This is a genomic window from Kitasatospora sp. NPDC054768 (assembly GCF_053612025.1).
In genome coordinates, this window is record NZ_JBSHBN010000025.1 from 49,411 (window position 1) to 72,859 (window position 23,449).

21 protein-coding genes and 1 pseudogene are annotated in these 23,449 nt (G+C 73.8%); 5 read left to right on the plus strand and 17 right to left on the minus strand.

Going from position 1 to position 23,449, the window contains the following annotated elements; all coding sequences use genetic code 11:
- Positions 1-39: 39 nt before the first annotated feature.
- The 11 genes and pseudogenes from ACWGKU_RS10640 to ACWGKU_RS10690 form a co-directional block, all read right to left on the minus strand.
- Positions 40-1,752, minus strand: coding sequence for a protein kinase domain-containing protein (locus tag ACWGKU_RS10640; protein ID WP_452178188.1), 1,713 nt, complete (start codon positions 1,750-1,752; stop codon positions 40-42).
- A 112-nt stretch (positions 1,753-1,864) separates the two neighbouring features.
- Positions 1,865-3,301, minus strand: a complete 1,437-nt coding sequence (locus ACWGKU_RS10645) for a protein kinase domain-containing protein (RefSeq protein WP_452178189.1) — start codon at positions 3,299-3,301, stop codon at positions 1,865-1,867.
- A 313-nt stretch (positions 3,302-3,614) separates the two neighbouring features.
- Positions 3,615-4,229, minus strand: a complete 615-nt coding sequence (locus ACWGKU_RS10650; protein WP_380353386.1) for a bacterial proteasome activator family protein — start codon at positions 4,227-4,229, stop codon at positions 3,615-3,617.
- A 366-nt stretch (positions 4,230-4,595) separates the two neighbouring features.
- A complete protein-coding gene (locus tag ACWGKU_RS10655; RefSeq protein ID WP_452178190.1) occupies positions 4,596-5,414 on the minus strand; it encodes a hypothetical protein in 819 nt (272 codons plus the stop codon).
- Positions 5,415-5,564: 150 nt separating this feature from the next.
- Positions 5,565-6,542: an NAD(P)H-quinone oxidoreductase gene (locus ACWGKU_RS10660; RefSeq protein ID WP_380541314.1), complete on the minus strand. Its 978-nt coding sequence runs from the start codon at positions 6,540-6,542 to the stop codon at positions 5,565-5,567.
- A gap of 43 nt (positions 6,543-6,585) precedes the next feature.
- Entirely contained in the window at positions 6,586-7,647 is a 1,062-nt protein-coding gene (locus tag ACWGKU_RS10665; protein WP_452178191.1) for a potassium channel family protein, read from the minus strand.
- Complete coding sequence (locus ACWGKU_RS10670) at positions 7,644-8,852, minus strand: molybdopterin molybdotransferase MoeA (protein WP_452178192.1); 1,209 nt, start codon at positions 8,850-8,852, stop codon at positions 7,644-7,646. Before ACWGKU_RS10670 ends, ACWGKU_RS10665 begins: the two co-directional genes overlap by 4 nt.
- Positions 8,849-9,790: pseudogene (locus ACWGKU_RS10675) on the minus strand (NTP transferase domain-containing protein). Before ACWGKU_RS10675 ends, ACWGKU_RS10670 begins: the two are co-directional and overlap by 4 nt.
- Before the next feature lie 16 nt (positions 9,791-9,806).
- Complete coding sequence (locus ACWGKU_RS10680; protein ID WP_452178193.1) at positions 9,807-10,838, minus strand: MBL fold metallo-hydrolase; 1,032 nt, start codon at positions 10,836-10,838, stop codon at positions 9,807-9,809.
- A 109-nt stretch (positions 10,839-10,947) separates the two neighbouring features.
- Positions 10,948-11,139, minus strand: a complete 192-nt coding sequence (locus ACWGKU_RS10685; protein WP_401045280.1) for a hypothetical protein — start codon at positions 11,137-11,139, stop codon at positions 10,948-10,950.
- A gap of 69 nt (positions 11,140-11,208) precedes the next feature.
- Positions 11,209-11,970, minus strand: a complete 762-nt coding sequence (locus ACWGKU_RS10690; protein ID WP_380541303.1) for a polyprenol monophosphomannose synthase — start codon at positions 11,968-11,970, stop codon at positions 11,209-11,211.
- Positions 11,971-12,305: 335 nt separating this feature from the next.
- On the opposite strand from ACWGKU_RS10690, the gene manA reads away from it, so the two are divergent.
- Positions 12,306-13,484 carry a mannose-6-phosphate isomerase, class I gene (gene manA, locus ACWGKU_RS10695; protein WP_452178194.1) on the plus strand — a complete coding sequence of 393 codons (1,179 nt, stop codon included), beginning with the start codon at positions 12,306-12,308 and terminating at the stop codon, positions 13,482-13,484.
- Positions 13,485-13,507: 23 nt separating this feature from the next.
- Here manA and dnaB read toward each other — a convergent pair whose 3' ends face one another.
- Positions 13,508-14,983, minus strand: a complete 1,476-nt coding sequence (gene dnaB / locus ACWGKU_RS10700) for a replicative DNA helicase (RefSeq protein WP_401045291.1) — start codon at positions 14,981-14,983, stop codon at positions 13,508-13,510.
- Between the two features lie 577 nt (positions 14,984-15,560).
- On the opposite strand from dnaB, the gene ACWGKU_RS10705 reads away from it, so the two are divergent.
- Positions 15,561-16,907, plus strand: coding sequence for an MATE family efflux transporter (locus ACWGKU_RS10705; protein WP_401045284.1), 1,347 nt, complete (start codon positions 15,561-15,563; stop codon positions 16,905-16,907).
- 97 nt (positions 16,908-17,004) lie between these two features.
- Here the strand turns inward: ACWGKU_RS10705 and rplI are convergent, their stop codons facing one another.
- The 4 genes from rplI to rpsF form a co-directional block, all read right to left on the minus strand.
- Positions 17,005-17,451 carry a 50S ribosomal protein L9 gene (gene rplI, locus ACWGKU_RS10710; RefSeq protein ID WP_359909461.1) on the minus strand — a complete coding sequence of 149 codons (447 nt, stop codon included), beginning with the start codon at positions 17,449-17,451 and terminating at the stop codon, positions 17,005-17,007.
- Between the two features lie 17 nt (positions 17,452-17,468).
- Positions 17,469-17,705 (minus strand): 30S ribosomal protein S18, encoded by a 237-nt coding sequence (gene rpsR, locus ACWGKU_RS10715; protein WP_030059640.1) that lies wholly within the window; start codon positions 17,703-17,705, stop codon positions 17,469-17,471.
- Between the two features lie 79 nt (positions 17,706-17,784).
- Entirely contained in the window at positions 17,785-18,396 is a 612-nt protein-coding gene (locus ACWGKU_RS10720) for a single-stranded DNA-binding protein (protein ID WP_452178195.1), read from the minus strand.
- A 96-nt stretch (positions 18,397-18,492) separates the two neighbouring features.
- On the minus strand, positions 18,493-18,783 hold the full coding sequence (rpsF, locus tag ACWGKU_RS10725) for a 30S ribosomal protein S6 (RefSeq protein WP_188298654.1): 291 nt from the start codon (positions 18,781-18,783) through the stop codon (positions 18,493-18,495).
- A gap of 322 nt (positions 18,784-19,105) precedes the next feature.
- On the opposite strand from rpsF, the gene ACWGKU_RS10730 reads away from it, so the two are divergent.
- The 3 genes from ACWGKU_RS10730 to ACWGKU_RS10740 all read left to right on the plus strand — a co-directional run bounded on the left by ACWGKU_RS10730 (position 19,106) and on the right by ACWGKU_RS10740 (position 21,786).
- Positions 19,106-19,405 (plus strand): hypothetical protein, encoded by a 300-nt coding sequence (locus ACWGKU_RS10730; RefSeq protein WP_359909468.1) that lies wholly within the window; start codon positions 19,106-19,108, stop codon positions 19,403-19,405.
- Positions 19,406-19,619: 214 nt separating this feature from the next.
- Entirely contained in the window at positions 19,620-20,738 is a 1,119-nt protein-coding gene (locus ACWGKU_RS10735) for a lipid II:glycine glycyltransferase FemX (RefSeq protein WP_359909471.1), read from the plus strand.
- 13 nt (positions 20,739-20,751) lie between these two features.
- Positions 20,752-21,786 (plus strand): alanine racemase, encoded by a 1,035-nt coding sequence (locus ACWGKU_RS10740; protein WP_401055205.1) that lies wholly within the window; start codon positions 20,752-20,754, stop codon positions 21,784-21,786.
- 1 nt (position 21,787) lies between these two features.
- On the opposite strand, the gene ACWGKU_RS10745 is transcribed toward ACWGKU_RS10740, so the two are convergent.
- A complete protein-coding gene (locus ACWGKU_RS10745; RefSeq protein WP_380541294.1) occupies positions 21,788-23,365 on the minus strand; it encodes a glycosyltransferase family 87 protein in 1,578 nt (525 codons plus the stop codon).
- Positions 23,366-23,449: the final 84 nt, after the last annotated feature.

Consider the following 23,449-nt stretch of genomic DNA (forward strand, 5'->3'; position numbering starts at 1 on the left):
TCGGCAGGACCGGCCGAGGCGGGTCAGCCGGTCGGCCGGTCAGCCGGTCCCGGGCTGCGCGGGCAGCGAGGCCGGCGGCGTCACCGGCGGGATCGTCTTGGTCGGCAGCGGGTTCGGCGGCGGCGTGTTGCCGCCCCCGCCCGGCGTCGAGCCACCGGTCGAGGACGCCGTCGACGCGGACGTCTGCGTGTGGCTCGCGCTCCCGGTCGGTGTCGGGGTCGGCGTGTTGTGCTTGCCCCAACCCGGCGACGGCGACATGTTGTTGCCGCTGTTCCCGGTGGTGTTCCCGGCGGTGTTGGGGTCGGTCGGCTGCTGCGGCTTCTTGCTGCCGGAGCCCGAGGCGGGCGGGGGCGTCAGACCGCTCTGGACCGGCACGGGCGTGTCGCTGCTGGTGACCGCCGGGGGCTGCGTCGGGGACACCGTGGGGTCGACCGTGTCGTTGCCGCTGAGCGCGAAGGCGATGCCCGCGCTGGCCGCGACCAGCACGGCGATCGCACCGGCCACCCAGGCCCACGGCCCGCGCCGCCGGCCGCCGCCGTCCTCCTCGCCAGGGCCGTCGCCGTACGGGCCGCCGGCCGCCGGGTAGGGCGACGAGGGGGTGTGCGGGCCGCCCGTCGGGTACGGCAGCACGGAGGTCTGGTCGCCCGGGCGCACCGCGCCGAAGGCCGCGGTGGCCGCGGCCTGGTCCGGCCGGAGCACCTGGGTCGCGCCGGTGTCGCCCGCGGTCGCGCCGACCCAGCCGGCCCCGCCCGCGCCGTGCATCTCGCGCAGCGCGTGCTGCACGTGGGCGCGGAACTCGTCGGCGTCCTGGAAGCGGTCGTCCGGGTTCTTGGCGAGCGAGCGCAGCACCAGCGGGTCGAGCCCGGTCGGCACCCGGCCGTTGGCCTGCGAGGGCGGCAGCGGCGGGTCCTGGACGTGCTGGTAGACCACCGACAGCGGGGTGTCACCGGTGAACGGCGGGCGCAGCGTGAGCAGTTCGTAGAGCATGCAGCCGGCCGCGTACAGGTCCGAGCGGTGGTCGACCGGCTTGCCGAGCGCCTGCTCGGGCGAGAGGTACTGCGGGGTGCCCATGACCATGCCGGTCTGGGTCATCGTGGTCGCCCCGCCGGTGAGCGCCCGGGCGATGCCGAAGTCCATCACCTTGACCGCGCCGACGTTGGTGATGCTCACGTTGGCGGGCTTGATGTCACGGTGGACGATGCCGTTGCGGTGGCTGTAGGCGAGCGCCTCCAGCACCCCGGCGATGATGATCAGCGCCTGGTCGACCGGCGGCGCCTCCTCGTCCGCCAGCAGCTCGCGGACGGTGCGGCCCTCGACCAGCTCCATCACGATGTACGGCGTGGACTCGTCCCCGACGTACTCCTCGCCGGTGTCGTAGACCGCGACGATCGAGTGGTGGTTGAGCGCGGCGACGGCGTGTGCCTCGCGGGTGAAGCGCAGCCGGGCGACGTCGTCCTGGGCCAGCTCGCCGCGCAGCAGCTTGACCGCGACGGTGCGGCCGAGCCGCACGTCCTCGGCGGCGAACACCTCGGCCATGCCGCCACGGCCGAGCCGGTAGGTCAGCCGGTAGCGGCCGTCGCCGACGGTGCTCAGCGGCACGGCGGTGCCGCGGCCCGGGGTCTGCGGACCGCCGAACGGCGGCAGCGCCGAGGTCTGGGCCTCGCTGCCGGGCTCGGGAATCCTCGGGGTCCCGCCGGTCCGGCCGACCGCTCGGACACCCGCGTCGTCGTCCGGCTGCTGCGTCTGTGCCATCGCTCCTCGCCCCGGGCGTTCGCTCGGATCGCGCTGCCCTGTCGCTTACGTATCCCCGAACGCTACCGCTTCCGGCGGACGGACGCGGCACCCCCGAACCGGCCGGAATCCGTCAGAGCAGGCCATTCCGGTCGGCGGGGAGGTCGACGACCAGCACGTTGGCGGGACGCTCCCCGTGGCTGTACTTGCCGCCGGTCTTCACGTCCGCCTTGTTGACCACGATGGCGATGATGATGCCCGCGAGCACCAGCACGCCGACGATGATCCCGATCACGACCACGGCCGTCGAGCAGCCGCCGCCGGTGGGCGCCTTGGGCTGCTGGTACGGCGGCATCGGCTGCGGCGGCGGGGTGTGCGCCTGCGGCGCCCCCTGCTGCAGGAACTGCGGGTGCGGGGTGTGCGGGGCCTGCGGACGCGGGGGCTGGAAGGCGGGCGGCGGGGTCTGGTACTGCTGCGGGAAGGGGTGCGGGGTCTGCGGCTGCGGCGTCGGGTACGCCGGCGGCGGGGTCCGGTACTGCTGCGGCCCGCCCTGCTGGAGGTACTGCGGCTGAGGCGTCTGCGGGTTGTGCGGCGCCTGCGGGGCCTGCGGGGCGGCGTGCACCGAGCGCGGACCCTCGTTGATCACCAGCGGGGTGCTGGCCTGCAGCCACTGCCCGTTGCCGCCGCCCTTGGCGGCCTCGATCAGCCGCTCCGCCTCGTCCCGCATCGCCGCCGCGCTCTGGAACCGGTGCGCCGGGTCCTTGCGCAGCGCCTGGGCGACGAAGGCGTCCACCTCGGGGGTGACCGAGCGGTTGAGGGTGGAGGGGGCCGGCGGCTCCTCCTGGACGTGCTTGTAGGCGATCGAGAACGCCGAGTCGCCGTCGAAGACCAGCTGCCCGGTGATCATCTCGAAGAGCATCACGCCGACCGAGTACAGGTCGGAGCGGGCGTCCACCGGCTTGCCGAGCGCCTGCTCGGGCGAGAGGTACTGCGGGGTGCCGACCACCATGCCGGTCTGGGTCATCGACGTGACGCCGGATTCCAGCGCACGGGCGATGCCGAAGTCCATGACCTTGACGTTGCCCTTGCGGTCGAACATGACGTTGCCGGGCTTGATGTCGCGGTGCACCAGGCCCATGTCGTGCGAGGCCTCCAGCGCGTTCAGCACGCCGATGGTGACCTTCAGGGCCTCCTCGGCCGGCATCGCGCCGTACTGGCCGATCGCCTCGTTGATCGCCTCGCGCAGACCCTTGCCGTCGATCAGCTGCATGACGATGTACGGCGTGCTGGAGCCGTCCGCGGCGACGTCCTCGCCGCTGTCGTACACCGTGACGATGTTGGGGTGCTCCAGCCGGGCCACGGCCTGGGCCTCGCGGCGGAACCGCTCCTTGAACGAGTCGTCCCGGCCCAGCTCGCTGTGCATGCTCTTCAGCGCGACCTGCCGGTCCAGCACGCGGTCGTGGGCGAGGTGCACGGAGGCCATGCCGCCCTCGCCCAGCAGCCGCTGCAGCACATAGCGGCCGTTGCCCAGCGAGAAGCCCTCGACCGCCGCGTTGCCGTGCTCGCTCATGGTCCTCTGCTCCCCCTCGGCGCGGGCGTGCTCGCCGCAGCCTGACGTTCGGTCTCGTCCGTGCGTGGTGGGCCCGGCCCGCTGGCCCGGCGGGCCCCTGTCGCGGCGGTTCCACCGGCCGGCGACAGGGGTCAGGGTATCGGCTCGCGCCGACGGTGATCGGCCCAGGGCCGGGGAGCGGTCCCGGGCCGCCGGCCCCCGGTCCCGGTGGGCGGGGCCGGGGCGGACCGTCGTGGTACGTCCGGCCCGGCGGCGGTCCGGGCGGACCGGCCGCACCCGCCGGCGGGTACCGGCGGGTACCCGCCGGGTGCGGCTACAGGTAGGGACCGGAGCGGATGCCGCGGCCCGGGCCCGGCTCGTCCTCGTCCGACTCGCCGCTGTTCAGACCGGGCGGCAGTGCCCGCCGCATCTGCTCCAGCTGGGCCCGCGCCGCCATCTGCTGCGCGAACAGGGCCGTCTGGATGCCGTGGAAGAGGCCCTCCAGCCAGCCGACCAGCTGGGCCTGGGCGATCCGCAGCTCGGCCTCGGTCGGGATGGTGTCGTCGGTGAACGGCAGCGACAGCCGTTCCAGCTCGGCGACCAGCTCCGGGGCCAGTCCCAGTTCGAGCTCCTTGATCGAGCTCGCGTGGATGTCCTTCAACCGGGCCCGGCTCGCCTCGTCGAGGGGCGCCGCCCGGACCTCCTCCAGCAGCTGCTTGATCATGCTGCCGATGCGCATGACCTTGGCGGGCTGCTCGACCATCTCGGTCACCGGGAGCTCACGCGGCACGTCGCCCTCGTCGTCCCCGTCCCCGACCGTGCCGGCGAACCCCTGGCCCACGGGCAGCCCGTCCGGTCCGACGATCAGCACCTTCTGGCCGTCCTGCGACTGCCCGCCGGCGGCCCGGAAGGGCTCCTGCGACGGGCGCTCGTTCATCGGATTCGTCATGAACAACATTCTCTCTCACTGGGGTTGGTCGGGCGGAAGCCCCCGGTCGTCCCGCCGTCCTGCGCCACCCGTGACGAAGGTACGCCCCCGGCCGCCGCACGGGAATCCGTACGGATACTCAGTTCCCGCTCCCCGGCCGCCGCCCGCCCGCCGACGGTGCCCCGGCCCGGACCGCACCGGCCCGCCGCCGCGCGCCCGCCGGAAGCCCGGCCCCGCACCGGGCGCGCCGCCCCCGGGAACGCTCCGGTTCCGCCCCTGAGCCCCGGAACCGCCCGCCCGGACGCGGTCCCCGAGCCGCAACACCCGAGCCGTGGCACCCGAGCCGCGGGCACCCGAGCCACCGCACCCGGCCGCGGCACCGGCGCCTCAGCCCTTGCGCAGCCGCACGCCGACCAGTCCCAGGCCGCAGCCGATCAGCCCCAGGCCGACGCCCAGCGGCAGCTGGGTGGTGGAGGCGTCCTGCCAGTGGACGGGGAAGATCGCGGGCACGGCGGCGACGGCCGCGACCGGCTGTCCGGCGGCAGTGGCGGCGTCCGCGGTGTCCACGGCGGCCGGGTCCGGGACGGCGGCATCGCCGGGAGCCTCGCCCTCCGCCGCCTTTCCGTCGGTCTTCGGCGGCTCGGCCTCGACGCCCTGCTCCGGGGCCTGCTCGGCGGCCTGCTCGGGGGCCTGCTCCGGGTTCTGTTCCGGGGCCTGCTCCGGAGCCTGCTCGGGCGCCTGCTCGACGGCCTGCTCGGGCGCCTGCTCCGGAGCCTGCTCGGGCGCCTGCTCGGGCGCCTGCTCGACGGCCTGCTCGGGTGCCTGCTCCACGGCGGCGTCGGAGCGCTCGGGCAGCGAGGCCGGGTGGTGCCGGTGGGCCTGCGGGAGGTCGCCGTCCGGCTTCGGCTTCGGATGCGGGTGCGGCACCGGCCGTCGCCGCGGCGCGGCCACCGGCCCGGAGGTGTCCGGTTCCCCGCCCTGCCCGGCGCTCGCCCCCGCCTCCGGCGAGGGAGCGGCCTCCGGCGGGGACAGCACCGCGGACGAGGGCAGTGCCATCGCCGCCGAGGCGGCGGCCAGTGGGAGCGCGAGCCCCAGCACGGCCGCCGCGACCAGCCGCTGGACACGGCCCGGGGAGCGGCGGGAAGTACGACGGTGGTGCGGCGCGACGGGCAGCGGCCCGAGGGATGCGTGCGGTGATGCGGCCACGGTCGGAGTCCTTCCGACGGCCGACGGCGCCCGGGGGCGGGATCGGCGGCGGGACTGCTCCGGACCAGATTCCCACGCCCCCGGCGCTACGGCATTTCGGGCGATTTCACGCCCTGCCTGCCGTCGCCCCGCCGCCGGGCCGCCCCCTTCTCAGGCCCGTAGCACGACCTTCCCGACCTGCTCCCCGCGCTCCAGCACCCGGTGCGCCTCGGCCACGTCGGCCAGCGGCAGCACCCGGTCCACCACCGGCTGCACCACCCCGGACTCGACCAGCGGCCACACGTGCTCCCGCACCGCCGCGACGATCGCCGCCTTCTCCGCCAGCGGCCGCCCGCGCAGGTTGGTGGCGATCACCGCGCCGCGCTTGCGCAGCAGCGCGTTGAGGTCGAGCTCGCCCTTCACCCCGCCCTGGAGTCCGATGATCACCAGTCGCCCGTTGACCGCCAGCGCGTCCACGTTCCGCTGGAGGTACTTGGCGCCCATGATGTCCAGGATCACGTCCGCCCCGGCCCCGCCGGTGGCCTCCCGGAGCGCCTCGACGAAGTCCTGCTCGCGGTAGTCGATCAGGATGTCCGCGCCCAGCTCTGCGCAGCGCGCCAGCTTCTCCCGGCTGCCCGCCGTGACCGCGACCCGCGCGCCGACCGCCTTGGCCAGCTGGATCGCCATCGTGCCGATCCCGCTCGCGCCGCCGTGCAGCAGCACCGTCTCGCCGGGCCGCAGGTGCGCGGTGAGGAAGACGTTGGACCACACCGTGCAGGCGACCTCGGGCAGCGCCGCGGCCTGCTCGACGGACAGCCCCGCGGGCAGCGGCAGCAGCTGCCCGGTGGGCACCGCGACCCGTTGCGCGTAGCCGCCGCCGGACAGCAGGGCGCACACCTCGTCGCCGACCGCCCAGCCGGACACCCCGGGGCCGAGCGCGACGATCCGCCCGGCGCACTCCAGCCCCGGGTAGGGCGAGGCGCCGGGCGGCGGGTTGTAGAAGCCCTGCCGCTGGAGCAGGTCGGCACGGTTGACGGCGGTGGCCGCCACTTCGACCAGGACCTCGCCCTCGGCGGGCACCGGGTCGGGCACCTCGGCCCACACCAGTGCCTCGGGACCTCCGGGTACGGGAATCGTCATCGCATGCATGCCCCGAACCTACTGCGGGGCCGGGGCGGTTGCGCGCTACGGCTCAGCCGGTCGGCGGGACCGTACTGGACTTGATGACGATCACCCGGTCGGTGAGCTGGAGCACGGCGGCCTCCGGCTCGGTGTAGTTGAGCACCCGTCGGCCCCGGACCACCGCGACCACCAGGTCCGCGCACTCGCGCGGGCTGTGCCCGGCCTCCGCCCGGGTGACCGGGCGCTCCACCACGTCCAGCCCGTTGCCGTACGTCAGCAGGTCCTCCATCACCGCCCCGGCGTGCGGGCTGAGCATCGACATCCCGAGCAGCCGTCCGGCCGAGCTGGAGCTGGTGACCACGACGTCGGCCCCGCTCTGCCGCAGCAGCGGCGCGTTCTCGTCCTCCCGGACGGCGGCGACCACGGTGGCGGCCTTGTTCAGCTGCCGGGCCGTCAGCGTGATCAGCACGGCGGTGTCGTCCCGCTCCGGTGCGACCACCACCCGGGCGGCGGTGGGCAGCGCGGCGCGCACCAGGGTGTCGGTGCGGGTGGCGTCGCCGACCACCCCGACCAGGCCGTGCTGGGCGGCGTGGTCGATCACCTTGCGCTGCGGGTCGACGACGACGATCTCCTCCTTCTTCACCCCCTGGCCGAGCAGGGTGTCGACGGCGCTGCGGCCCTTCGTCCCGTAGCCGATGACGACGGTGTGCTCGCGCACGGTGGACCTCCAGCGGTTCAACCGCCATTGCAGGCGGGTCCGTTCGGTGAGCACCTCCAGGGTGGTGCCGACCAGGATGATCAGGAACACCACGCGCAGCGGGGTGATCACGAAGATGTTGGTGAGCCGGGCGCTGTCGCTGAACGGGGTGATGTCGCCGTACCCGGTGGTGGAGAGCGTCACCGTGGCGTAGTACGCCGCGTCCAGGAAGCTGAGCTCGCCCCCGGCGTTGTCGTTGTAGCCGGCCCGGTCCAGGTAGACGATGAACGAGGTGGCGACCAGGACGGCGAGCGCCAGCAGTAGCCGGAAGCCGACCTGCCGGACGGCGGGATCGGCCCGCCGGGCGGGCAGCACGATCCCGGCGTCCGCCCACGGCTCCGTCCCCGGGGCCAGGTTGCGTCGGAATCGGTTCACGGCACCTCCAGGAGTTCGACCGGCTCCCCCGCCGCCGCCCCGCCGGGCGGCACCACGGCCAGCGCCTCGGCCCGGGCGAGCCCGCGCAGCATCGCCGGTCCGTCGAAGGGCAGCGGCAGGACGCCCTCGGCGGTCCGCCGGACCGGGTGGAGCCGGGTGTCCGTCCGGTGCCCGGGCAGGGCCGCCGCGGCCGGGGCGAGGACGGGGGCGCCGACGGTCCGTCCGCTGCGGGCGTGCAGCAACGGCAGGGCGAGGGTGACCGTCCCGGCGACGGCGGCCAGCGGGTTGCCGGGCAGGCCCACCAAGTGGCGTCCGCCGGGGAGTTCGGCCAGCAGCATGGGGTGGCCCGGCCGGACGGCGACGCCGTCCACCAGCAGCCGGGCGCCGACGTCGGCGAGCGCCCGGTGCAGGAAGTCGACCGGCCCGGCGGCCGTTCCGCCGGTGGTGACCACGAGGTCCGCGGTGGAGTGCCGCAGCGCGTCCCGGAGCAGCCCGAAGTCGTCCCGGACGTACCCCACTTCGGCCGGGTCGGCGCCGGCCGCCCGCAGCCAGGGCGGCAGCAGCGGCCCGAGCGCGTCCCGGACCAGCCCCGGCCCGGGCACCCCGGCAGTGAGCAACTCGTCGCCCAGGACGAGCAGTTGGACCTCCGGGCGACGGTGGACCGACAGCCGGTCGTGGCCGCAGGCGGCGGCCAGGCCGAGCACGGCCGGCCCGACCGGAACGCCGGACGGCAGCAACTCCTCGCCCCGGCGGCACTCCTGGCCGCGCGGGCGGACGTCCTGGCCGGTGGTCAGCGGCTGCGGGCCGCGGTCGTGCAGCAGCACGCCGTCCGTCCGCCCGTGCTCACGGCGCAGTACGGCGGTGGCTCCGGGCGGGAGTTGGGCGCCGGTGGCGATCTCCACGGCGGTGCCGTCGGCCAGCTCGGCCGGTTCGGCCCGGCCGGCCAGCACCCGGCCGGCGACCCGCCACGGACCGGGGCCGGCGACCGCCCAGCCGTCCATCGCTGAGGTGTCGAAGGCCGGCAGGTCGGTCAGCGCGGAGAGCGGCTCGGCGAGGGTGCGGCCGAGCGCCTCGGCCAGTGGGGCCCGGACCCCGGGCAGCGGGCGCAGCCCGGCCCGGCGCGCGGTCTCCCGGGCCCGGGGCCAGCTCAGCACGCCGGGGCCGGTGGACGGTGCGGCCACGGTGGACTGTCCGACCGCGCTCACGACTCGTCCGGCCGCTCGGCGGCGCCCCAGCGCTCGGCGAGCGCCTCGGTCCGCCGGGCCGCCTCGGCGACGGCCTGCGCCCCGCCGCCCTGCCGGGCGGCCGCGTAGCCGATCAGGAAGGCGGTCAGCGGTGCGGCCGGCCGGGCCACTCCGTGCGCGACCACCCGGGCCGTGTCGAGCAGACCACGGACGTCGACGTCCAGGTCGATGCCCAGGTCGGCCTTGACCTCGGCGATCCAGTCATCCAGCGTGCGCTCCATGCGCCCATGCTGCCCGATGGCCGGTTCGCCGAGGTGTTCGCCCCGTGTGCGGCGCGCGTCGTTTCGCTCACACGCCGGTGACGGTGCCGGTGGGGGTCACGTCCGGTCGCGCTCGCGGGCCTGCTCCAGGTCCTCCCAGGTGTCGCAGTCGTAGGCGACGTTGTCGGTGTCGGCCACCCGCAGCCGGGCCAGCCCGCCGACCAGGCGGCGCAGCGGCTGGTCGGCCGGATCGCCGAGCGCGGCCAGCGCGGCGCGCAGCGGGCCGGTGCGGTAGGCGGCGGCGAGCGGCTGGTCGCGGCCGCCCGCGTCGACCAGCACGGCGGCGTCCGCGGCCGCGCCGGCCCCGTCGAGGGCGGCGACCAGCCGTTCCACCGTCCGCCGGTCCAGGAAGGGCAGGTCCGCGGCGAGCAGCAGCACGGTGTCCGCGGTGACCAGGCCGAGCCCGGCCGCGACGGCGGCCACCGGCCCGCCGCCGGGCGGCCGCTCCCTGGTCCAGTGGACGCCGCCGAGCACGGTCGGCCGGGCCGGGCCGACCACGACGGCGGTACGGGCGCCCGCGCAGGCGGCGAGGACCCGGTCCAGCAGGGTGGTCTCGCCCACCGTCAGCCCGGGTTTGTCGGCGCCGCCGAGGCGCCGGGCGGCCCCGCCCGCCGGAACGATCACGTCGTACGGCGTCATGCGGCCAGTATCCGCCCTACCGCGCCGCGGTCCCGTCGTCCTCCGGCCGCTCCGGCCCCTCCTGCGCGTCCTGGGCGTCCTGGGCGTCCTGGGCGTCCTGGGCGTCCGCGCCGGGCGCGGCCCCGGCCGCGCGGGCGGTGTTGGCCGCCGCGCCCAGCTCCAGGATGGACGGCAGGGTCAGCTCCCCGTACCGCTCGTTCATCGCCGTGACCAGCGCCTCCGGGTCGTCCGGGTGCTCGGCCAGCAGCCGGTCGAAGTCCTGGAGGTACTCGCCGGTGAAGGCCAGCACCCGGGCGGCGTCGTCGCCCTGGCCCGGGGCGCGGTGGCCGGCGATCACCCGGTCCGCGCCGAGGTCGGCGATCCGGCCGAGGTTGTGCCCCCAGGTGGTGCGCTGGGCCGGGGTGGTGTCGGCGGTCCAGACGTGGGTGCCGTTGTGGACGAAGTCCCCGGCGATCACGGTGCGGACGCTCGGCACGTGGACGACCGTGGAGTCCCCGCAGTCGGCCTGGCCGAGCAGCAGCACGGGGATCACCTGGCGGTCCAGCATCAGCGGCTGCGGCAGCAGCGGGGCGGGGATCAGCGGGTGGTCCGGGATGTCGTCGCCGTACACCGGCTTCCACTGCGCGACCTTCGCGGCGACGGTGCGCCGGATGCCCTCGACCACGGCCGGGGCGGCCAGCAGCTGCGCGTCGGGGAAGAGCCGCAGCACCTCCTCGGCGCCGAAGTAGTGGTCCGGGTGCTGGTGGGTGACCACCACGGCGAGCAGCCGTCTGCCCTTGCCGGCGACCCACTCGGCCAGCTCGCGCCCGGCGCTGCGGGTCAGCTGGGCGTCCACCAGGATCGCGGTCCGCTCGCCGAGGATCAGCGTGGAGGTGGCGAAGAAGGCCGACTCGGGGCCGGTGAAGACGGCGACCTCCAGCGGCCGGGCCGGCTGTCCGGCCTCCGGCGGCTCGGCGCCCGCGGCCGGCCCGGCGGGCCCGCCGGAGCGGTCCGGCCCGGCCTGGGCACGCTCCGCGCCGGCGCTCTCCTCGGACGGGGACGTCGTCACGGGCTGCTCCCTCTGGTCGGCGGTCGGATGTCCTGCGCCCTACAGCATGGGAGCACCGGCGGCCGAATGCCCGGAAGGCGCGCCCGGCGGGGCGCGCCTCCGCTCCACGTCACACCCCGCTCCGGGCGGCCGGTCCCCCGGCCCGGCGGGCGGCCCGCTCCGGCTCGGCCATCACCTGCCCGCGCGGCGCGAAGGCGGCGGCCCGCTCGGCGCCGCGGGCCTCGGCGGGGGCGGATCCGGCGCCGGTGCCGTGCACGTCCGGGTGCGGGAGCGGGTCGGCGACGAGGTCCCGGTGGATCACATGCGGAAGGGCCCGTCCACCGGTTCCGGCGGACGGGCCCTTCGGCCACGGGGAGGGCTGTTCGGTCGGTCAGCGCTGGGCGCCGCGCAGCCGGGCCAGCCGGTCGGTGACGCCCCAGGTGGTCACCCGCCACAGCGCCTCGACCACGATGCTGCGGCTCATCTTGGACGCGCCGAGCTCGCGCTCGACGAAGGTGATCGGCACCTCGGCGACCTTGAACCCGGCCTTCACCGTGCGCCAGGCCAGGTCGACCTGGAAGCAGTACCCGGCCGAGGCGACCTCGTCCATGCCCAGGCCCAGCAGGGTCTCCTTGCGGAACGCCCGGTAGCCGCCGGTGACGTCCCGGATCGGCACGCCCAGCATCAGCCGCGAGTAGGTCGAGCCGCCGCGCGAGAGCAGCAGCCGCGACTTCGGCCAGTTCACCACCCGGCCGCCCGGCACCCAGCGCGAGCCCAGCACCAGGTCGGCGCCGCGCAGCGCGCCCAGGAGCCGGTCCAGCTCCTCGGGCTGGTGCGAGCCGTCCGCGTCCATCTCGACCAGGACGTCGTAGCCGTTGTCGATGCCCCAGCGGAAGCCCGCGAGGTAGGCGGCGCCCAGGCCCTCCTTGCCCTTGCGGTGCATGACGTGGACGTGCTCGTCCTCGACGGCCAGCTTGTCGGCCAGTTCGCCGGTGCCGTCGGGGCTGTTGTCGTCGGCGACCAGCACGTGCGCCTCGGGCACGGCGGCACGGACCCGGCCGACGATCCGCTCGACGTTCTCCGCCTCGTTGTAGGTCGGGATGATCACCAGGACCTTGCCGAGATCAGCAAAACTCTGCTGGTTCACGGTCACGTACAAACCTCTCGGCCGATGGCGGGGGTCTCGGAACACCGGCGCCCGCACTCTGGAACGCGGCTCCGCCGGCAACCCGCCGGGGAGGACCCGGTGGCGAACTGCGCGCAGGGCGGAGGCTACTGCGTCCTGGCATCCTACTACCGCGCCGGGAACCACCCGCCCGACCGTGGCACTCCCACCCGATGCCCGCCGTTTCCCGTTGGGTGACACCGGTCGGCTAGGGTCGTTTCCCTTGCCCGTGCCCGGACCGCCCGCACCGCCGGGACCATCCCGGCGATCCGGACTCGGGACATCCGGGGCCGCCCAGACAGCGAAGGAGTAGGACCGCGCGCATGGACAGGCTCGTCAACACCGTCCGCCCGTACGCCTGGGGGTCGCTCACCGCCCTGCCCGAGCTGCTCGGGCAGCGGCCGACCGGTGAACCGCAGGCCGAGCTGTGGATGGGCGCCCACCCCGGGGCACCGTCGCGCGCCGACCGCGGCGAGGGCCCGCGCCGGCTGGACGAGCTGATCGCCGCCGACCCCGAGGGCGAACTGGGCGCCGCGAGCGTCGCCAGGTTCGGCCCGGCCCTGCCGTTCCTCTTCAAGGTCCTGGCCGCGGGCATCCCGCTGTCCATCCAGGCCCACCCCACCCTCGACCAGGCCCGGGCCGGCTTCGCCGCCGAGAACGCCCTCGGGATCCCCCTGGACGCCCCCGAGCGCAACTACCGGGACGCCAACCACAAGCCCGAGATGGTCTGCGCGCTGGGCGATTTCGAGGGCCTGTGCGGCTTCCGCCGGCCCGCCGGGGCGGCCCGGCTGCTGACCGGACTCGCGGTGCCCGGGCTCGCCCCCGTGATCGAGCGGCTGGCCGCGGAGGACGAGTCCGAGGCGCTGCGCGGTGCCCTGACCGCCGCCCTCTCGCTGGACGGGGAGACCGTCCGGCGGACCGTCGAGGTGCTGGCGCTGACCGACCCCGACGGGGAGTACGCCCCGTACGCCCGGATCGCCGAGGACTTCCCGGACGACCGCGGCGTGATCGCCGGCATGCTGCTCAACCACGTCCGGTTGCGGGCCGGCCAGGCGCTCTACCTGGGCGCCGGGGTGCCGCACGCCTACCTGTCCGGCGTCTGCGTGGAGCTCCAGGCCAACTCCGACAACGTGCTGCGGGCCGGCCTCACCCCGAAGCACATCGACGTGCCGGAGCTGCTGGAGGTCGTGGTCTTCGAGGCCGGCGCCCCCGAGGTGCTGGAACCGGCCCCGGTGCCGGGCACCCCGGGCGAGGAGCTCTACCCCGTCCCGATCGACGAGTTCCGGCTCTCCCGCTTCGTCCTGGACGGCACGGAGCGCGGGATCGACGGCCGCACCCCGCAGATCCTGTTCTGCACCGAGGGCGCCACCCGCCTGACCGCCGCCGACGGCACCGTCCTGGACCTGGCCCGCGGCCAGTGCGCCTTCCTCCCCGCCACCGGCACCCCGACCCACCTCCGCGGCACCGGCAGCACGCTGTTCCGCGCCACCGTCACCGTCTGACCGGCCCCCCTGCGCGCTCCGGGTCAGTCCCGGGTCATGTCGACGAAGCGCGAGTAGTGGCCCTGGAAGGCCACCGTGATGGTCGCGGTCGGACCGTTTCGGTGCTTGGCGACGATCAGGTCGGCCTCGCCCGCGCGCGGGGACTCCTTCTCGTAGGCGTCCTCGCGGTGCAGCAGGATGACCATGTCGGCGTCCTGCTCGATCGAGCCGGACTCGCGGAGGTCGGAGACCATCGGCCGCTTGTCGGTGCGCTGCTCGGGGCCACGGTTCAGCTGGGACAGCGCGATGACCGGGACTTCCAGCTCCTTGGCCAGCAGCTTGAGGTTACGGGACATGTCCGAGACCTCCTGCTGACGGTTCTCGGCCCGCCGGGAGCCGCCGGACTGCATCAGCTGGAGGTAGTCGATGACGACCAGTTTGATGTCGTTGCGCTGCTTCAGCCGACGGCACTTGGCCCGGATCTCCATCATCGACAGGTTCGGCGAGTCGTCGATGAACAGTGGTGCCTCGCTGACGTCGGGCATCCGGCGGGCCACCCGCGTCCAGTCGTCGTCCGTCATGTTCCCGGAGCGCATGTGGTGCAGCGCCACCCGCGCCTCGGCGGAGAGCAGGCGCATGGCGATCTCGTTGCGGCCCATTTCGAGCGAGAAGATGACGCTCGGCAGCTTGTGCTGGATCGAGCAGGCCCGCGCGAAGTCCAGCGCGAGGGTGGACTTGCCCATCGCGGGACGGGCCGCGATGACGATCATCTGGCCCGGGTGCAGCCCGTTGGTGAGCTGGTCGAAGTCGGCGAAGCCGGTCGGCACGCCGGACATCTGGCCCTGCCGGGAGCCGATCGCCTCGATCTCGTCGAGGGCGCCCTCCATGATGTCGGCGAGCGGCGCGTAGTCCTCGCTGGTGCGCTGCTCGGTGACGGCGTAGATCTCCGCCTGGGCGGCGTTGACGATCTCGTCCACGTCGCCCTCGGCCGCGTAGCCCATGCCGGCGATCCGGGTGCCCGCCTCGACCAGCCGGCGCAGCACCGCGCGCTCGTGCACGATCTGGGCGTAGTACTCGGCGTTGGCCGCGGTCGGGACGGAGTTGACCAGGGTGTGCAGGTACGAGGCGCCGCCGACCCGCTGGAGCTCGCCGCGCTTGGTCAGCTCGCCGGCCACGGTGATCGGGTCGGCCGGCTCGCCGCGGGCGTAGAGGTCGAGGATCGCGCCGTGCACCATCTCGTGCGCGGGCCGGTAGTAGTCGGCCGGCTTGAGCACCTCGACCACGTCGGCGATGGCGTCCTTGGAGAGCAGCATGCCGCCCAGGACGGACTGCTCGGCGGCCAGGTCCTGCGGCGGGACGCGCTCGAAGCCGTCCGCCCCGCCGTCGCCGTCGCCCTCGTCCCGGCGCTGCCGGCCGCCCTCCGACCGGCCGCCCTTGCCGCCCTTCTGGAAGCCGCCCTTCTGGAAGCCGTCGCGGCCACCGCCCTGACGTCCCTCGCCGCGGCCGCGCGAGACCGGCAGCCGGTCCCCCGGGCCGTCCGGGAAGGGCGCGTCGTCGAAGGCGCCGGCCGGGAAGGGGTCCTCGGCGGTCTGCCAGTCCTCCTCCGGCGGCGGGGCGTCGTGGTCGTCGTACTGGGGGCCGGTCACGCGTGTTCCCCGATCAGCGAGTGGTGCGAAGTTGGAGCGGGCTTGCCGGTGGCTGGGTGGAGCGGATCCGCTCCTCTTTGTACGCCACGGCTCCGACAAATCGGACGCCGGTGCGGCGGGAGTGTCGGGCGGAGGGCCCACGCTAAGGCGCCGGACGCCGTTGCGCCAAGGCGGTTATCCACAGGGGGTGTGGATGACCGGCCCTCTCCTGTGGAGAACTGCCGCAAAGCTGTGGACACCCCTGTGGACGTTCCTGTGGATAACCGGACCATCGATCCACCGTCAACCTGTTGACCTGGGATTACCTCGTTCCGGGCCTGTGCATGAGAAATTCTTCACACACCTCCGAACGGCTGTGGGCACAGAGCGGGCGAACCGCACCGCTCAAGATTTCGAGTAATGGTCACATAGCACTGACATCCATTACCTGTGGATGAGTAGCCTGGAGCCCATGACCGCCTCGCCCACGACCCCGGCCCCGGCCCCCTCGCGACGCCGGCACGACCGGGAGATCCTCGCCCTGGCCGTCCCGGCCTTCGGCGCGCTCGTCGCCGAACCGCTCTTCCTGATGGCCGACTCGGCGATCGTCGGCCACCTCGGCACCCCCCAGCTGGCCGGGGTGGGCGTCGCCTCCGCCGCGCTCTCCACCGCGACCGGCGTGTTCGTCTTCCTCGCCTACGCCACCACCGCGGCGGTCGCCCGCCGGATCGGCGCCGGAGACCGCCGGGGCGCCGTGCAGCAGGGCATCGACGGCATCTGGCTCGCCCTGGGCCTGGCCGTCCCGGTCGTGCTCCTCACCCTGCTGCTGGCCCCCTGGGCGGCCGACGTGCTGGGCGCCTCGGCGACCGCCGCGCCGCACGCGGTGACGTACCTGCGGATCAGCTCCCTGGGCATCCCGGCGATGCTCATGGTGCTGGCCGCCACCGGTGTGCTGCGCGGCCTCCAGGACACCCGCACACCGCTGGTGGTGGCCGTCGCGGGCTTCGCCGCCAACATCGGCCTGAACGTCGGCCTGGTGTACGGCGCCGGACTCGGGGTGGCCGGGTCGGCCTGGGGCACCGTGCTCGCCCAGACCGGGATGGCCGCCGCCTACCTGGTCGTGGTGGTCCGCGGCGCCCGCCGGGAAGGGGCCTCGCTGCGGCCGGACACGGCGGGCATCCGGGCCGGCGCCAGGGCCGGCGGCCCGCTGCTGGTCCGGACGGTCAGCCTGCGCGCGGTGCTGATGACCGCCACCGCGGTGGCCGCCCGGCTCGGCGACGACCAGGTGGCCGCCCACCAGATCACCATGACGCTGTTCAACTTCCTGGCCTTCGCGCTGGACGCCATCGCGATCGCCGGCCAGGCCATCATCGGCCGCTACCTGGGTGCCTCGGACGCCCCCGGCGCCCGGGCCGCCACCCGGCGGATGGTCGAGTGGGGCATCGTCTCCGGGCTGGTGCTCGGCCTGCTGGTGGTGCTCGCCCGCCCGCTGTACGTCCCGCTGTTCACGCCCGATCCGGCCGTCCGGGCCCAGCTGGGCACCGCCCTGCTGCTGCTCGCGCTCACCCAGCCGGTGGCCGGCCTGGTCTTCGTGCTGGACGGAGTGCTGATGGGCGCCGGGGACGGGCCGTACCTGGCGTGGGCGGGGCTCGCGACCCTGGCGGTGTTCGTCCCGGTGGCCCTGGCGGTCCCGGCCACCGGCACCGGACTGGCCGGGCTCTGGTGGGCGATGAACCTGTTCATGCTGCTGCGGGCCGGCTTCCTGGCCTGGCGCGCCCGCGGCGGCAAGTGGCTGGTCACCGGGGCGGTGCGCGGCTGAAACGCCTCCGGACGGGACTCCCGCGGGGGTCCCGTCCGGAAATGACCGAGGGCCGGACTCCCGGAGGAGTCCGGCCCTCGGGCCTTGGCTACGGAGCTCAGGCAGCCACGACGGCGACGTCGAGGTTGGCCACGACGTCCGAGTGCAGCTTGACCGAGACCTTGTGGGAGCCCACGGTCTTGATCGGCGAGCCGATCGCGACGGCGCGCTTGTCCACGGCCGGGCCGCCGGCGGCCTTGATGGCCTCGACGACGTCGGACTGGGTCACCGAGCCGAACAGACGGCCGGCCTCGCCCGAGCGGACGGCCAGCTTGACCTGGACGCCCTCGAGCTGACCCTTGACCTCGTTGGCGGCCTCAAGGGTCTGGATGGCGTGGATCTTCCGGGCGCGACGGATGGCGTCGACGTCCTTCTGACCACCCTTGGTCCAGCGGATGGCGAAGCCACGCGGGACCAGGTAGTTGCGGGCGTAGCCGTCCTTGACCTCGACGACCTCGCCGGCGGAGCCGAGACCCGGCACCTCGTGCGTGAGGATGATCTTCATTACTTGGTCACCCTCTCTTAGCGCGCGGTGCTGGTGTAGGGCAGCAGCGCCATCTCACGGCTGTTCTTCACGGCCGTGGCGACGTCACGCTGGTGCTGGGTGCAGTTGCCGGTCACCCGACGGGCACGGATCTTGCCGCGGTCGGAGATGTACTTCCGCAGCAGGTTCGTGTCCTTGTAGTCAACGTAGTTGACCTTGTCCTTGCAGAAGACGCAAACCTTCTTCTTCGGCTTGCGAGCAGGCGGCTTCGCCATTGTGTGCTCCATTTGGGGTTCACGGCCCGGCGGGCGTCCGGGGACGCCGGCCGCCGGGCCGCACGAAATCTGTCAGCTCTTAGAACGGGGGCTCTTCCGAGAAACCGCTACCACCGGACGGGGCACCCCAGCCGCCGCCCTGGTTTCCACCGGACGGGGCGCTGGAGGCCCAGGGGTCGTCGGAGGGACCGGACTGGCCGCCACCGGAGTTTCCACCCCAGTTGCCGCCGCCCTGCTGGCCGCCACCGGAGTTTCCACCCCAGTTGCCGCCGCCCTGCTGGCCGCCGCCCTGCTGGCCGCCGAAGCCGCCACCGGGGCCGCCGGACCGGTTCGCCCGGGTGACCTTGGCGGTCGCCGAACGCAGGCTCGGACCGACCTCGTCGACCTCGACCTCGAAGACCGTCCGCTTCTCGCCTTCCTTGGTCTCGTAAGACCGCTGGCGCAGTCGGCCCTGCACGATGACGCGCATGCCGCGCTGCAGCGACTCGGCCACGTTCTCCGCCGGCTGCCGCCAGACGTTGCACGTGAGGAAGAGGCTCTCGCCGTCCTTCCACTCGTTCGTCTGACGGTCGAAGGTGCGGGGGGTGGACGCGATGCGGAACTTCGCGACCGCCGCACCCGACGGGGTGAAGCGCAGCTCGGGGTCGTCGACGAGATTGCCGACGAGGGTGATGACGGTCTCGCCTGCCATGGTGGTGATGACCTCTCGGGAAGATGTCCGTTCGCCGCTGTTTCACGTGAAACAGCGGACGCGAGCTACCCGAGACCCGAAGGCCTCAGAGGTGGCTCAGTGGGTGTCCGGGCGCAGGACCTTGGTCCGCAGAACCGACTCGCTCAGGCCCAGCTGGCGGTCGAGCTCCTTGACGACCTCAGGCGTGGCCTTGAGGTCGATGACCGAGTAGATGCCCTCGGACTGCTTGTTGATCTCGTAAGCCAGACGGCGGCGACCCCAGGTGTCGACCTTCTCCACCTTGCCACCCGCGTTGCGGACGACAGCGAGGAAGCTCTCGATCAGGGGGGAGACAGCGCGCTCCTCGACCGAGGGGTCGAGGATGACCATCAGCTCGTAGTGACGCATGAGTAACCCACCTCCTTTGGACTCAGCGGCCACGGTCTCTCCGTGGCAGGAGGGTTGTGCGTAGCGTCGGCACCGGAGCAGTGACGACTCCGGCCCACCGTAGCGGCCGGGTCGGACAGTCGGCCCCCTGCTCCACCCGAAAGTGGTCGTCGCCCGGAAGCGGACGCAAAGGGGGCACAACTACACCAGTGCAGACGGCACAGCCTACCTGCACCCGGACGGCCGAACAAAACGCATAGGGGTTGTGAGAGCGACCCAAGCACCGCAATCTGGACGGAACGGGATTCCTGCCCGTTCGTCTCCACGCCAGGAGGTGGGACCCATGGCCCAGTCCGTCCACCGCATGCCCGCCCTCACGCTGAACACCGACGGCCACCCGCACCCCCGCGAGAACACCCTGGTGGGCGTCACCGCCCTGCTGGGCGTGATCGCGTTCACCACCTCGTTCTTCCACAACCTGCACCTGCTGACCTCGTGGACCGGCCTGTTCGGCATCGTCACGGGCCTGTGGGGCATGTTCGTCTCGGTCACCACCGCCGAGCGCTTCGTCCTGATGGTCTCGCTCGGCGCCGCCGCGCTCGGCTTCTACCTCGGCATCGCCCGGGGCGGTCTCTGGGGCTGACCCTCCCCCGCGCCCGCCCCGCGCCGCCGCCACTGGGACCGAGCCCACAGGGCCCGCCCGGAACCCTCGCCGCCCCCGTCGCGTATCTGCAGAGGAGACAGGTACCCGGCGGGGGCGCCGTCGTGCCCACCACGACGGGTGCCCGAGCCCCGGACGATAGGGTCAGCCCGAGAACTGGGGCCACCGCAGCCCGACCGACGAGGAGCACCGAGCAATGAGCCTGCGCCTGAGGACGATCACCCGCGAGGAGCACCTCGCCTTCATCAGGAGCCGCGCCTCGGCCAGCCACATGCAGGTGCCGTCGTGGGGTGACGTGAAGGCCGAGTGGCGGTCCGAGTCGATCGGCTGGTTCGACGAGGCCAACCAGCTCGTCGGCGCCGGCCTGGTCCTGTACCGCCAGCTGCCCAAGCTCAAGCGCTACCTCGCCTACCTGCCCGAGGGCCCGGTCATCGACTGGTTCGACCGCGACCTCGACCGCTGGCTCTCCCCGATGCTGGCGCACCTCAAGTCGCAGGGCGCGTTCTCGGTGAAGATGGGCCCGCCGATCGTCATCCGCCGCTGGAACGCCCCCACCATCAAGGAGGCCATCGCCGCCAAGCAGGCCAAGCGGCTGCGCGACGTCGAGGCCGACTGGTACGAGGCCCGCGCCTTCGAGGTGGCCGACCGGCTGCGCAAGGCCGGCTGGCTCCAGGGCGAGGACGGCGGCGCGGGCTTCGGCGACGTCCAGCCCCGCTACGTCTTCCAGGTGCCGCTGGCCAACCGCTCGCTGGACGACATCCACAAGAACTTCAACCAGCTCTGGCGCCGCAACATCAAGAAGGCCGAGAAGAGCGGCGTCGAGGTCGTCCAGGGCGGCTACGACGACCTGCCGATCTTCCACCAGCTCTACCTGGTCACCGCCGAGCGCGACAAGTTCACCCCGCGCCCGCTGGCCTACTTCCAGCGGATGTGGAAGGCCCTCGTGGCCGAGGACCCGAACCGCATGCGGCTCTACATCGCCTACCACCAGGGCGAGCCGCTGGCCGCCACCACGATGCTCGTGGTCGGCGAGCACGTCTGGTACTCCTACGGCGCCTCCGCCAACCACAAGCGCGAGGTCAAGCCGTCCAACGCCATCCAGTGGCGGATGATGCGCGACTCCTACGCCCTCGGCGGCGGGGTGTACGACCTGCGCGGCATCAGTGACACCCTGGACGAGGACGACCACCTGTTCGGTCTGATCCAGTTCAAGGTCGGCACCGGCGGCCAGGCGGCCGAGTACCTCGGCGAGTGGGACTTCCCGCTCAACAAGCTGCTGCACAAGGCCCTCGACCTCTACATGTCCCGCCGCTGAGGAGGCTGCCCCGATGACGCTGTCGCTCTACCTCGACACCGAACGCTGGCGCACCCACCAGCGCTCCGTCCTCGCCGAGTTCCCCGGCCTGGTGCCGGTCGCCAAGGGGAACGGCTACGGCCTGGGCAACCACCGGCTGGCCGAGGAGGCGACGCTGCTGGGCACCGGGGTGCTCGCCGTCGGTACCGCGTACGAGGCGGCCGACGCCGCCGAGTGGTACGGCGGCGAGCTGCTGGTGCTCACCCCGTACCGGGTCGGCGAGGAGGCGCTGCCGCTGCCGCACGCCCGGGTGATCCGGACGGTGGCCGGCGTGGACGCGCTGCGCGCGCTGCACGGCGCCCGGGTGGTGCTGGAGTGCATGACCACCATGCGCCGGCACGGCGTGAGCGCGGACGACCTGCGCACCGTCGCCGCCGAGCTGGAGGGCGTGAGCTTCGAGGGCCTGGCGCTGCACCTGCCGATGGACCGGCCGGACGGCTCCAACCCCGTCGAGGAGGTCGCGTACTGGGTGGACACCGCCCGGGCGGCCGGCATCCCGGTCCACACCGTGTTCGTCAGCCACCTCGGCGCGGCCGGCCTGGACCAGCTGGCCCAGCGCTACCCGCAGACGGTCTTCCGGGCCCGGATCGGCACCCGGCTCTGGCTGGGCGACCACGCCGCGCTGGAGGTCCGGGCCACCGTCCTGGACGTCACCCAGCTGCGGAAGGGCGACCGCTACGGCTACCGCCAGCACCCGGCGCCCTCCGACGGCCACATCCTGGTGGTCGCCGGCGGCACCGCGCACGGCATCGGCCTGGAGGCGCCCAAGTACGTCCAGAGCATGGGGGCGCGGGCCAAGGGCATCGCCCGGGCCGGCCTGGCGACGGTCAACAAGACCAAGTCGCCGTTCCACTGGGCCGGCAAGCAGCTGTGGTTCGCCGAGCCGCCGCACATGCAGGTCTCGCTGCTGTTCCTGGACGGGGAGACCGAGCCCCCCGCGATCGGCGAGGAGCTCGGTCTCCAGGTCCGGCACACCACCACGCACTTCGACCGCGTGGTGGACCGCTGAGCTACGGCTTCTCGGCCGGCTCCGGCAGTTCGGGCTCGTCGAGCCACTGCCCGGGGCCGGCCGGCGCGTACGCGGCGTAGCTCTCCTCCTCGCGCAGCCGACGGGCGGTGCCCAGCACGGACACGTCCGGGGCGTGGTCCAGCACCCCGCCGGAGGGGTCGTCGCTGCCGTCCCAGCGGACCGGGTCGTGGTCCGGGTGGAGGACGTCGCGGACCACCAGGGCGACCAGGTAGAGCGTGCCCAGCAGGTGCAGTCCGATCGCGAAGTGGTACCAGCCCTCGCTGATCCCGTGCTGCTTGGAGCCGGTGACCAGGCCCAGGTGGGACCAGATGCCCAGGGTGTAGAGCACCTCGCAGGCCTGCCAGATCAGGAAGTCCCGCCAGCGCGGCCGGGCCAGCACCGCGAGCGGCAGCAGCCAGAGCGCGTACTGCGGCGAGTACACCTTGTTGACCAGCACGAACAGCGCGACCACCAGGAAGGCCAGCTGGGCGAAGCGCGGCCGGCGCGCGGCCGAGAAGCCGAGCCACGCTATGGCCAGGCAGCCCAGCACCATCAGCACGCCGATGTAGACGTCGAGGTCGGCCAGCCCGGCGCCGCGGCGCTGCATCAGGATCAGCCAGAACGAGCCGTAGTCCTCGCCGCGGTGCTTGCTGAACACGTAGAAGGTCGACCAGCCCCGCCAGTTGGCCAGCATGATCGGCAGGTTGACCACCAGCCAGGCGCCGACCGCGCCGCCCAGCATCACCCGGAACTCGCGCCACTTGCCGGCCCGCCAGCAGAGCACCAGCAGCGGGCCGATCAGCAGCAGCGGATAGAGCTTGGCCGCGGTGGCCAGACCGATGAAGACACCGGCCCAGCCCGGCCGGGCACCGGCCCACCAGGCCATCGCCACGGCGGCCAGGGCGACCGCGAGCAGGTCCCAGTTGACGGTGCCGTTGAGCAGCAGGACCGGGGCGAGCGCGAACAGCAGCGCGTCCCACGGGCGGCGCCGGTGGGTGCGCGAGAGCGCCACCGCGGCGACCACGGCGCAGGCCATCAGCAGTCCGGCGTTGATCGCCCAGAACCACTGCTCCTGGCTCTGCTGGTCGCCGCCGCCGGGCGTCAGCCAGGCCGCGACCTGCATGAACAGGCCGGTCAGCACCGGGTACTCCAGGTACTGGAGATCCCCCGAGGAGCCCGGGATGCGGTCCACGTACGGGTGCAGCCCGGCCGCGAAGCCGCGTCCGGAGAACAGGTGCGGGATGTCGCTGTAGCAGGCGTGGATGTACTGCGGCGAGCCCGGCTGGAACCAGGCCTGCTCGTAGCAGGGCAGCTTCTGCACCATGCCGAGCACCGACACCACGATCACCGCGAGCGCCAGGAAGCGCGCCGGGATCCACCAGGAGACGCCGAGCAGCGCCCGGCGGCCCGGCGGCCCGCCGAACACCTCGCTGCCGGCCGCCGCCACCGGATCCTCGTCGGCCGGGACGACCACGGTGTTGACCGGTGGCGCGGCCGTGGCGACGGCTGCCGGGAGGGGCCCTGCGGCGGCGCCGGACCCGACCGGGCCGGCGGTTTCGTCACGATCGCTCGACGTCATGCCGGACATCCTGCCGCACCGATCCCGTCGGGACGAGGAGGCCCCCGCAACGGTCCGCGCCCCCGCACGGCGGGCGGCCCGCCG

Bases quoted from the DNA above. Each gene is read 5' to 3' on its own strand.
- ACWGKU_RS10640 (WP_452178188.1), bottom strand. From the start codon at position 1,752: ATGGCACAGACGCAGCAGCCGGACGACGACGCGGGTGTCCGAGCGGTC.
- ACWGKU_RS10645 (WP_452178189.1), bottom strand. From the start codon at position 3,301: ATGAGCGAGCACGGCAACGCGGCGGTCGAGGGCTTCTCGCTGGGCAAC.
- ACWGKU_RS10650 (WP_380353386.1), bottom strand. From the start codon at position 4,229: ATGACGAATCCGATGAACGAGCGCCCGTCGCAGGAGCCCTTCCGGGCC.
- ACWGKU_RS10660 (WP_380541314.1), bottom strand. From the start codon at position 6,542: ATGCATGCGATGACGATTCCCGTACCCGGAGGTCCCGAGGCACTGGTG.
- manA (WP_452178194.1), top strand. From the start codon at position 12,306: ATGGACAGGCTCGTCAACACCGTCCGCCCGTACGCCTGGGGGTCGCTC.
- ACWGKU_RS10705 (WP_401045284.1), top strand. From the start codon at position 15,561: ATGACCGCCTCGCCCACGACCCCGGCCCCGGCCCCCTCGCGACGCCGG.
- rplI (WP_359909461.1), bottom strand. From the start codon at position 17,451: ATGAAGATCATCCTCACGCACGAGGTGCCGGGTCTCGGCTCCGCCGGC.
- rpsR (WP_030059640.1), bottom strand. From the start codon at position 17,705: ATGGCGAAGCCGCCTGCTCGCAAGCCGAAGAAGAAGGTTTGCGTCTTC.
- ACWGKU_RS10720 (WP_452178195.1), bottom strand. From the start codon at position 18,396: ATGGCAGGCGAGACCGTCATCACCCTCGTCGGCAATCTCGTCGACGAC.
- rpsF (WP_188298654.1), bottom strand. From the start codon at position 18,783: ATGCGTCACTACGAGCTGATGGTCATCCTCGACCCCTCGGTCGAGGAG.
- ACWGKU_RS10730 (WP_359909468.1), top strand. From the start codon at position 19,106: ATGGCCCAGTCCGTCCACCGCATGCCCGCCCTCACGCTGAACACCGAC.
- ACWGKU_RS10735 (WP_359909471.1), top strand. From the start codon at position 19,620: ATGAGCCTGCGCCTGAGGACGATCACCCGCGAGGAGCACCTCGCCTTC.
- ACWGKU_RS10740 (WP_401055205.1), top strand. From the start codon at position 20,752: ATGACGCTGTCGCTCTACCTCGACACCGAACGCTGGCGCACCCACCAG.
- ACWGKU_RS10745 (WP_380541294.1), bottom strand. From the start codon at position 23,365: ATGACGTCGAGCGATCGTGACGAAACCGCCGGCCCGGTCGGGTCCGGC.